The organism is Vibrio sp. Vb0304, from assembly GCF_033338995.1.
In the GTDB taxonomy this organism is placed as follows: Bacteria; Pseudomonadota; Gammaproteobacteria; order Enterobacterales; family Vibrionaceae; genus Vibrio; species Vibrio alginolyticus.
Map to the genome: position 1 here is coordinate 1 of NZ_JAWOTT010000340.1, position 1,064 is coordinate 1,064.

Annotated in this window: 1 pseudogene; it reads left to right on the plus strand. The window is 47.8% G+C overall.

From position 1 onward, the window contains the following. Positions 1–879 (plus strand): annotated as a pseudogene (gene gyrB / locus R7P35_RS26095) (DNA gyrase subunit B); the annotation flags it as partial. Between the last annotated feature and the right edge of the window lie 185 nt (positions 880–1,064).

Genomic DNA, 1,064 nt, shown 5'->3' on the forward strand with positions numbered 1-1,064 from the left:
TTCTTCTACCGTCAAATGCCAGAGCTTATCGAGCGTGGCTATGTGTACATCGCTCAGCCACCACTATACAAAGTGAAGAAGGGCAAACAAGAGCAGTACATCAAAGATGAAGAAGCGATGAACCAATACCAAGTATCATTGGCATTGGACAACGCATCACTGCACGTAAACGCAGAAGCTCCAGCTCTAGCTGGCGAAGCGCTAGAAAAACTGGTTCAACAATACAATGCAGGTATCAAGGTTGCTGATCGTATGAGCCGTCGTTACCCTCGCGCCTTAGTGCATGAGCTTATCTACACATCTCGTCTAACGGCTGAGCAGTGTCATGATGCAGCAGCAGTAGAAGCTTGGACAAAACAACTTGTTGAGCAACTAAACGCGAAAGAAGTGGGCGCAAGCCAATACAGCTACGAAGTGGAGCTGCACGCAGAGCTTGGTTTGAGCCTGCCGAAGATCATCGTTCGTACACACGGTGTGACTCACGAGCACGCGCTAAGTGTTGATTTCCTAAACTCAAAAGAATACGGCAAGCTGGCGGACCTTTCTGAAGTCCTAGACGGTCTTCTAGAAGAGGGCGCGTACATCAAACGTGGTGAACGTACTCTGCCAGTATCAAGCTTTGCTGAAGCACTTGAGTGGTTGGTTAAAGAATCGATGCGTGGTCTAAGCCGTCAGCGCTACAAAGGTCTAGGTGAGATGAACCCAGATCAGCTTTGGGAAACCACAATGGACCCAGAGACGCGTCGCATGATGCAAGTAACGATTGAAGATGCGGTAGGCGCAGACCAATTGTTCACAACGCTAATGGGTGACCAAGTAGAACCTCGTCGTAACTTCATCGAAGAGAACGCACTGAAGGTTGCAAACCTAGACGTGTAGCGACAAGCGTTTTTGGATAGAAAAAAGCAGCGAGCCATCGCTGCTTTTTTGTTTCTTGGTGGTATGAAAATCACTACTTTATGCCAAGACTTTGGCTTTTCTGCTACTAACTGCCTGAGGCTTGAGTAGCGGCACCATTTTGTTTCCCTTTTCTGTTTTTCTTGCCATTTTGTTCCCTTGAGTGC